The 8,548-nt window shown below is 34.4% G+C and carries 6 protein-coding genes, 1 riboswitch and 1 other annotated feature; of the genes, 2 read left to right on the top strand and 4 right to left on the bottom strand.

Annotated features, from left to right (window positions below; translation table 11 throughout):
- Nucleotides 1-225: 225 nt before the first annotated feature.
- Nucleotides 226-2,640 (bottom strand): leucine--tRNA ligase, encoded by a 2,415-nt coding sequence (gene leuS, locus FD33_RS06780; RefSeq protein ID WP_025086060.1) that lies wholly within the window; start codon nt 2,638-2,640, stop codon nt 226-228.
- Between the two features lie 42 nt (nt 2,641-2,682).
- Nucleotides 2,683-2,894 (bottom strand) — a binding site (T-box leader).
- The gene (locus FD33_RS13080; protein WP_025086059.1) at nt 2,893-4,185 is read right to left on the bottom strand and encodes a glucosaminidase domain-containing protein; all 1,293 of its coding nucleotides are present in this window, start codon (nt 4,183-4,185) and stop codon (nt 2,893-2,895) included. (Overlaps the previous feature by 2 nt.)
- An 80-nt stretch (nt 4,186-4,265) precedes the next feature.
- Here FD33_RS13080 and FD33_RS06770 point away from each other — a divergent pair, with 80 nt between their 5' ends.
- Complete coding sequence (locus FD33_RS06770) at nt 4,266-4,916, top strand: phosphatase PAP2 family protein (protein ID WP_025086058.1); 651 nt, start codon at nt 4,266-4,268, stop codon at nt 4,914-4,916.
- Here FD33_RS06770 and FD33_RS06765 read toward each other — a convergent pair.
- A complete protein-coding gene (locus FD33_RS06765; RefSeq protein WP_025086057.1) occupies nt 4,863-6,338 on the bottom strand; it encodes an MDR family MFS transporter in 1,476 nt (491 codons plus the stop codon). The genes FD33_RS06770 and FD33_RS06765 overlap by 54 nt on opposite strands.
- Before the next feature lie 75 nt (nt 6,339-6,413).
- Nucleotides 6,414-7,610: a methionine adenosyltransferase gene (gene metK, locus FD33_RS06760; protein ID WP_025086056.1), complete on the bottom strand. Its 1,197-nt coding sequence runs from the start codon at nt 7,608-7,610 to the stop codon at nt 6,414-6,416.
- Nucleotides 7,608-7,686: riboswitch (SMK box riboswitch) on the bottom strand. Its footprint overlaps the gene before it by 3 nt.
- 93 nt (nt 7,687-7,779) lie before the next feature.
- Between metK and FD33_RS06755 the strand changes: the two genes are divergently transcribed.
- Nucleotides 7,780-8,454, top strand: a complete 675-nt coding sequence (locus FD33_RS06755; protein WP_025086055.1) for a hypothetical protein — start codon at nt 7,780-7,782, stop codon at nt 8,452-8,454.
- The last annotated feature ends 94 nt before the right edge of the window (nt 8,455-8,548 follow it).

The raw sequence follows: 8,548 nt of genomic DNA, 5'->3' as shown, positions 1-8,548 counted from the left end.
TTGGATTCAATTTATTTTGTCCAAGTGGCTAACTTGTTATTGAAATTTTCGAATGTAATTCGTTGGGTATTTAGGCAAATTTTATTATTCATTTACACAAAAAAGTAGTTTCACGCAATTATTCATTTAATACAAATATCAACCCTCACCCTTTAATGTCCAATTTAGCCTACTATCCAACCTAAAAGAGGTTTCGGAAAATTTTCCGAAACCTCTTTTTGAATACTATTTAACTACGATATTAACAATCTTATTAGGAATAACGATTACTTTGACAACGTTCTTGCCGTCAGTAAACTTCTTAACTTTTTCATCAGCAAGAGCCAATTCTTCTAGCTTATCTTTGGCTGTACCATTAGCAACTTCTATCTTATCTCTAAGTTTTCCGTTAACTTGAACAATGATTTCAACTGTATCTGAAACTAATTTACTTTCATCGTATGTTGGCCATGCAGCGTATGATATTGATTCAGAATGGCCTAGCTTATTCCAAATTTCTTCCATCATATGAGGAGCAATTGGTGCTAATAATTTTACCAATCCTTCAGCATAAGATTTAGGCATTGATTCAACCTTATGTGCTTCATTAACGAAGACCATCATTTGAGAAATGGCTGTATTGAAATGCAATGCATCATAATCTTCTGTAACTTTCTTAACTGTTTCATTGTAAACCTTATCCAGTTTACCGTCATTTTCATCAGTTAGGAAACCGTCACGCAATGTGCTGTAATCATCATCATTAATAAAGAGGTTCCATACACGATCCAAGAACTTGGATGAACCGGAAAGTCCATTTTCGGACCAAGCAATTGAAGCATCCAAAGGTCCCATGAACATTTCATAAGTTCTCAATGTGTCGGCACCATACTGTTCAACAACATCATCTGGATTAACTACGTTACCCTTTGATTTGGACATCTTTTCATGACCCTTACCCAAGATCATTCCTTGATTAAATAACTTTTGGAATGGTTCTTTAGTTGGAACAACACCCAAATCATATAATACCTTATGCCAGAATCTTGCATACAATAGATGCAAGACAGCATGTTCAGCACCACCAATATATAGATCAACTGGTAGCCATTGTTTCAACAAATCATAGTCAGCTAGCTCTTTGTCATTATGTGGATCAATGTATCTCAAATAGTACCATGATGAACCAGCCCACTGTGGCATTGTATTAGTTTCACGACGACCTTTACGGCCATTCTTATCAACTACATTTACCCAGTCAGTTAAGTTAGCTAATGGACTTTCACCAGTACCAGATGGCTTAATATCACTATCTTCTGGTAACTTAAGTGGCAACTCGTCTTCAGGAACAAGTGAAGTCGTACCATCTTCCCAATGAATAACTGGAATTGGTTCACCCCAATATCTTTGACGTGAGAAAACCCAATCACGTAAACGATAATTAACTTTCTTTTCACCGATACCTTTATCTTCTAGATATTCAACCATACGATTAATGGCATCTTCCTTATTCAAGCCATCTAGAAAATCAGAGTTAATATGCTTACCATCACCAGTAATTGCACCATCTTCAAGATTGCCTTCAATAACTTGTTTCATTGGTAGATTGAATTTCTTTGCAAAAGCAAAATCACGATCATCGTGGGCAGGAACGGCCATAACAGCACCTGTTCCATATGTAACAAGTACATAATCAGAAATCCAAACAGGAATTTTTTCACCATTAACTGGATTAATCGCATATGCACCAGTGAAGACACCAGTTTTTTCATCATTCAAGTCAGTTCTATCAAGATCAGACTTGTGTGAAACTTCTTCCTTATAAGCATCAACAGCTGCTTTTTGCTCTGGAGTAGTAATTTCATCAACAAGTTCATGTTCAGGTGCCAAAACCATATATTGAACACCAAAAGCAGTATCTGGTCTAGTAGTAAAGATATTTACTTTCTTATCATGATCTACTAATGGGAAAGTAATTTGAGCACCAACTGAACGACCGATCCAATTTCTTTGCATTTCCTTAATACTTTCGGGCCAATCAATGTCATCCAAGTCATCAATTAATCTGTCAGCATAAGCTGTAATTTTTAGCATCCATTGACGCATTGGTTTTCTAATAACTGGGAAACCACCACGTTCCGTCTTACCATCAATAATTTCCTCATTAGCAACTACAGTTCCCAAGTCTGGAGACCAATTAACTGGAACCTCTGCTTCATAAGCTAAACCCTTTTTGTACATTTGTTCAAAAATCCATTGTGTCCATTTGTAGAACTTAGGATCAGTTGTTTGAACTTCACGATCCCAATCATATGAGAAGCCTAATGAATTAATTTGACGCTTAAAGTTTTGAATATTTTTTTCAGTAAAATCTGCTGGAGTATGACCAGTATTCAAGGCATATTGTTCAGCTGGTAGTCCAAAAGCATCAAATCCCATGGGATGTAAAACATTGTAACCCTGGGCACGCTTCATTCTGGAAATAATATCTGTAGCTGTATACCCTTCTGGGTGACCTACATGAAGTCCTTGACCTGAGGGGTATGGGAACATATCCAAAGCGTAAAAGTTTTTCTTGTTTGGATCAGTTGTAGTCTTGAAAGTTTCGTGTTCCTTCCAATACTTTTGCCATTTCTTTTCAACGGTATTGTGATTGTACATATTTTTTCCTCCTATACAAAAAAAATCCTATGATTAATATAATCATAGGACGAGTTATCGCGTTACCACCTAAGTTCCGTACCTAAATAAGTACGACTCTCAAAATCCTTAACGAGGATCAAGCGTAGCCACTTACTTAAGTTCGGCAACTATCATTAGTGGACGAGTTCGAAAATAAAAACTTACGCATTCACACCACCATGCGCTTTCTGTAAAGTATTTTATAATCTACTACTTCCGTTGCTTTATATCTTATACCAATAATGTTTGTCCGACAACCAATAAATCCGAATTAAGATTATTTAATTTATTAATATTATCAATCGTTGTCCCAGCTTGTGATGCAATGGAGTCAATTGTGTCACCATTTTGAACGGTTACTGATTTACTAGTCTGACTGCTTTTGTCACTACTGGAATTATTATCACTATAATCATTTTCAACATTGATAGCAGTTGAATCTGAATCCGAATTATCGGATGGAACATACTTCTTTACTCCGCTACGTTCATCCTGAACAATAACTGGAGCTTGTTTACTTCCATAGACATCACCAACATTTCCCTTATCACTATCTTTGTCAGCTTCAGTCTTATTAGAAGTATTAACCAAATTGCCATTATTGGCTGTATTAGTCGTATTAGTAGTTGTAGTTTGATTATCAGTTGTAGTAGCCTGACTAATGATCAAAGTCTTGCCTGGATAAATATAATTATCAGTCTTAAGATTATTCATATTCATTAAATCTTCAACTGAAATATTAAATTTAGTAGCAATTGTTTGCAAAGTATCATCTTGAGCAACTGTATAAGTCTTGGCACTAGCATCATCAAATTGAGTTAAATTATACTTTTCAATCATACTATTTAGTTTAGATGCATAAGTTGTATCGGTAGCATAACGACCTGTCAAAAATTTAGTAGCATCTTTATACGAATTAGTATTACTCTTCCAAGCACCGGCGTACAATTGCGAATTACCCGTTGTTCCACCTCTTAATAGTGAAACGTAATCTTCAAGCGATTCCTTATATGATGGATATTTTCTGAAGTTAGAACTAATTGAATAGAGACTACCAGTCCCATCATCTTCTTGTGTTCCCATATTAACTGATGCACCGTTATATTCACCCTTAATGCCAAATAGATTATAATTAGGTGCACTAGCTAAACCACTAGTTCCCCAACCACTTTCAATCATGGCTTGAGCAATCATAACTGACGCATAGAGGTCGTTGTTTGAGGCAAGCTTTCGAGCAGAATTACCAATATAATCAATAAATTCTTGATCCCCTACACCCTTGGAACTAACTGGCGTAGTTGTTACAGCTGAATTTTGAGATATCAAATTATTTACAGATAAGGCTTCAGCTTTAACAGGTGTTGGAGCAGATACATTAGCAATTTCAGCTACTGCAGCACCAACAAACATGCTGGACCCTAATATAGTCATATTCTTGCGCAAGTTTGCATTCTTACTTTTTTTATTATTTAATCTAGTCAATCGACTATCTTCAAGTCTTCTTTCACGACGTGTAATAACCATAAGTATTTTGCTCTCCCTCAAAATCTTTATCTTTATTATATTTCTTAACAAAATCTTAAACAATAGAGAGACTAAAAATTATGAAAATATCTAAAAAAATATCCCTTTTATTAATCATTTTAGTAATATTTTTTACCTTTTGGAGTATAAATGTAACTTTAAAAAGTAAAATCATTACTCAGTTTGACACAAATCTTATACAACAAATCTACCATCATAATCAATTTTCATTGAGCATCTTTAGACCAATTACCAATCTTGGTGACACTTTTCCCACAATATTGATTGCAGCAATATTCTTTATTCTATTAGTGATTAAGAAATATTACTACGCCGCTATCTATTTAGTCCTGAATAAAGTCGTCGTTGCTCTATTCAACAGTCTAATAAAAAACACAATAGAACGACCTCGACCAAGTCATTACCATTATGTTTTCGCTGGTGGTTATAGTTTTCCAAGTGGTCATTCAGCAAGCTCATTTGCATTATACATATCACTTTTAATTATTAGTCTTCATATTTTCAAACAATTAAAAATCAAAGTATTTATTAGTATAATGACAATTATTATGGTATTACTAGTTGGTTACAGCCGAATTTTTTTAGGTGTACATTATCCCAGTGATGTTCTAGGTGGTTATACACTCGCAGCTATAGTCATAACTTTTAACACTCTATTATTTAGAGCCAAGGATCTTTCGATTCTTCAACTCAAAGGCATTAAGAATTAAACCCAATATTAATAATACAAGAGATGCAACGTAGATATTGTGCAATCCTGAAAAAAGAATTTGTCGCATTTTGGGCAAAAGTTGATGTGGCAATGAGTTAGCTGTTTGTGGATCAATCAACTTATTCATCATATCAACCGATATATTCTTATTTTCGGCTGCACCACGAGCTAAAGCAGTATTTAAAATGATTCCATAAACGGAAACCATCATGGATTGACCAATAGTTCTCAATAAAGTATTGAAACTAGTAGCAACCCCAACATTCTCGGGATCAACTACAGTTTGAGCTGTAACTGTAGTCGTAGTAATCGTTAAACCGAATCCTAATCCGGCTACTGCAGCTAAACCACAAAAATAAACAAACGGCGTTGTAGGACCTGCCATTAAGAGCAAACCATTAGCAATTGCTAGGAAAAAGAGACTGATATAAATGACACGATTGGGTGCCATTTTTTTTATCAAAGTTCCAGCCCAGAATGATCCAAAAATCCAAACAATTGAACTAGGTGTAACTGCAAAACCACCCATAGATGGACTTAAACCAAGAATTCCTTGCATCCAAGTAGGAATATAAGCTTCAAAACCAATCAAGAAACCACTAACAATCAAAGCTAATAAATTTTGAATAACAAAAGTTTTATTCTTAAATAGCTCCAAAGGTAAAATTGGATCAGCAACATGTTTTTCAACATGGATGAACAGAAAGATAGAAATAATTGAAATAGCTGTTAAACCAATTGGTAAAAACATATTACTACTACCAATATTTTGCAAAGCCAACATTAATGGCAATAAGATCAAAATTAATAAAATAGTACCCACATAATCAATTCTCAACTTCTCATGTTCCCGTTTTTCTTCCTTAAAGAAGATCCAAATCAAACTCATCGTTAATAAACCTACGGGCAAATTGATTAAAAATACCCAGTGCCAGCTCATTTTTTCAACTATAAAACCACCTAACAAAGGAGCAATAATAGCAGCAATTCCCCAAGCTGATCCGTTGAATCCCAATATCTTAGCACGTTTATCTAGAGGATAGATATCAGCAATAATTGTAAACGTTAATGGCTGAATTGCCCCTGAACCAATTCCTTGAACTACACGCGCTAGAATTAAAGTCAACATTGAATTAGACATTGCACATAATGTCGAACCAATAACGAATAGGATTAAACCAATCATTAATACTGGTTTTCTACCAATTATATCGGATAATTTACCATAAATTGGCGTTGCTACGGCTGTCATCAATAAATATATTGAGAAAACCCAGTTCATCAAGCTGACCCCATGCAAGCTTCCAATAATAGTTGGCATGGCTGTTGAAACGATTGTACCTTCTATTGCAGTCATAAATGTAGCAATAAACACGGCAATCGTGACAATTACAACATTTGATTGATTCTTTTGTGTCATTTAAACAATTCCTCCCATAAAAAAAGAGACCCTCCCTAAAGTTAAACTTTAAAGAACGCCTCTGCTAATCATCGATTAAATTTTCAAGAAACTCTTAATATCATCAACTTTATCAAGTTTTTCCCATGGTAAATCGATATCTGTACGTCCGAAGTGACCATAAGCAGCCGTCTTCTTATAAATTGGTCTTTGTAAATCAAGCATCTCTATGATACCTAGTGGACGTAAGTCAAAGAACTTATTGATAACTTCTTCAATTTGTTCTTCTGAAAAGTCACTAGTACCAAATGTATCCACATGAATTGATACAGGTCTGGCAACACCAATAGCATATGCAATTTGAATTTCAACCTTTTCAGCAACGCCCGCTGCAACAAGGTTCTTTGCGATATATCTTGCAGCATAACTTGCTGAACGGTCAACTTTAGTAGCATCCTTACCAGAAAAGGCACCACCACCATGACGAGCAAAACCACCGTAAGTATCAACGATAACTTTACGTCCTGTAAGACCTGAATCTCCTTCTGGTCCACCAATAACAAAGCGGCCAGTAGGATTGATCAAGATCTTAGTTTTTTCATCAATCATATTAGCTGGTACAACTTCGTCAATAACATATTTCTTAATATCTTTTTTGACTTGGTCTAAACTAGCTTCAGCCTTGTGTTGCGTACTGATAACAATCGTATCAACACGAACCGGATGGTCATTACCATCATATTCAATTGTTACTTGTGATTTAGCATCTGGCATCAAGTAATCGATTGTACCGTTCTTTCTAACTTCAGCTGTCTTTCTCATTAACTTGTGAGCTAAAGAGATTGGCAAAGGCATGAATTCCTTTGTTTCATTTGTAGCGAATCCAAAGACGAAGCCTTGATCACCGGCACCAATTTGGTCCAATGGATCAGTATCTTGATGATTATCACGTTGTTCAAGCGCATCATCAACACCTTGTGCAATATCAGGAGATTGTTCATCTAGTGCTACCAATACGGCGCAACTATTACCATCAAATCCTGGGTTAGAACCATCATAACCAATATCGGTAATGGTCTTACGAACAACACTTTGAATATCAACATATGCGGAAGTTGATATTTCACCAACAACTAGGACTAAACCTGTTGTAACAGTTGTTTCGCATGCAACACGTGCATCTTTATCCTTTGCTAAAATAGCATCGAGAATTGCATCACTTATTTGATCAGCAACTTTATCTGGATGTCCTTCTGAAACTGATTCAGAAGTAAATAAATAATTTTTTGACATAATTTTCTTTCCACCTTTTCGGTTACAGGGCCTCTCCTCGCAAAAAAAGGATCCCATCAGGAACCTTTTAATAGGTTAACACAAAATTAGCCGATTTTCATAAAAAATCAGCGATTGACGTTAAACTTTTCTTACATTAATATGATTTTATAAGTATTAAGGAGCTCACATGAACAATTTAAAATCTAAAAAAATATTAGCATCCCTCATTGAATTTATTAGTTATCATATTTTTCCATTTATTTTTATTTTTGTACATAATTTGAACAACTATACCATTCATGGTTTTCTAATTATCATGATTGCGATGGTGGCTCTCTATAAAGAATATATTATCACTTTAAATCCTAATAAATACTTCCATTTACTGTACAGTGGCATTTATCTTTTATTAGCTATTCTTTCAATACATTCACTCAATAAATTCGTTATTATTTTGATTTTTGTGCAATTGGTCTTCCTATATATGCTCAAATATTTACCAGACAATTATCAGAACATTGCTTCACTGATTGAAGATTTTATCGTACCTAGTTTTATGTCCATAGCCTTAGCATTTACATACATGCATTTTATTTCCATTAATTTCGTAGTACCGTTACTATTGATTAACTTGGCATGCGTCTTAATAGATTATTTTGAAGGAACTAAATATGATTATCTGCAATTGATTGTTTTCTCTATTCTTTCATTCATGCTCTTTATTTTAAATTATATTAATATCTGGACGACTTTTATTATTATAATTTTCGTTTTAATCATGGCTCTTTTGAAAAAATATCAAAAATTTTCACAACCCAATCTTTTTTACCGTGTTATCGGTAATCTAATTCTAATTATCTAATCAACATATAATTATAGGCTAAAAAATCGAAGAACTTTTTTCGAAAATTTCAATAACAAGTTAGCCACTTGGACAAAATAAATTGAATCCAAGT

The sequence above is a fragment of the Companilactobacillus paralimentarius DSM 13238 = JCM 10415 genome (genome assembly GCF_001434985.1).
In the GTDB taxonomy this organism is placed as follows: Bacteria; Bacillota; Bacilli; order Lactobacillales; family Lactobacillaceae; genus Companilactobacillus; species Companilactobacillus paralimentarius.
Note: the sequence above shows the minus strand (reverse complement) of the source record. Positions and strands in the feature narration are given on the sequence as shown.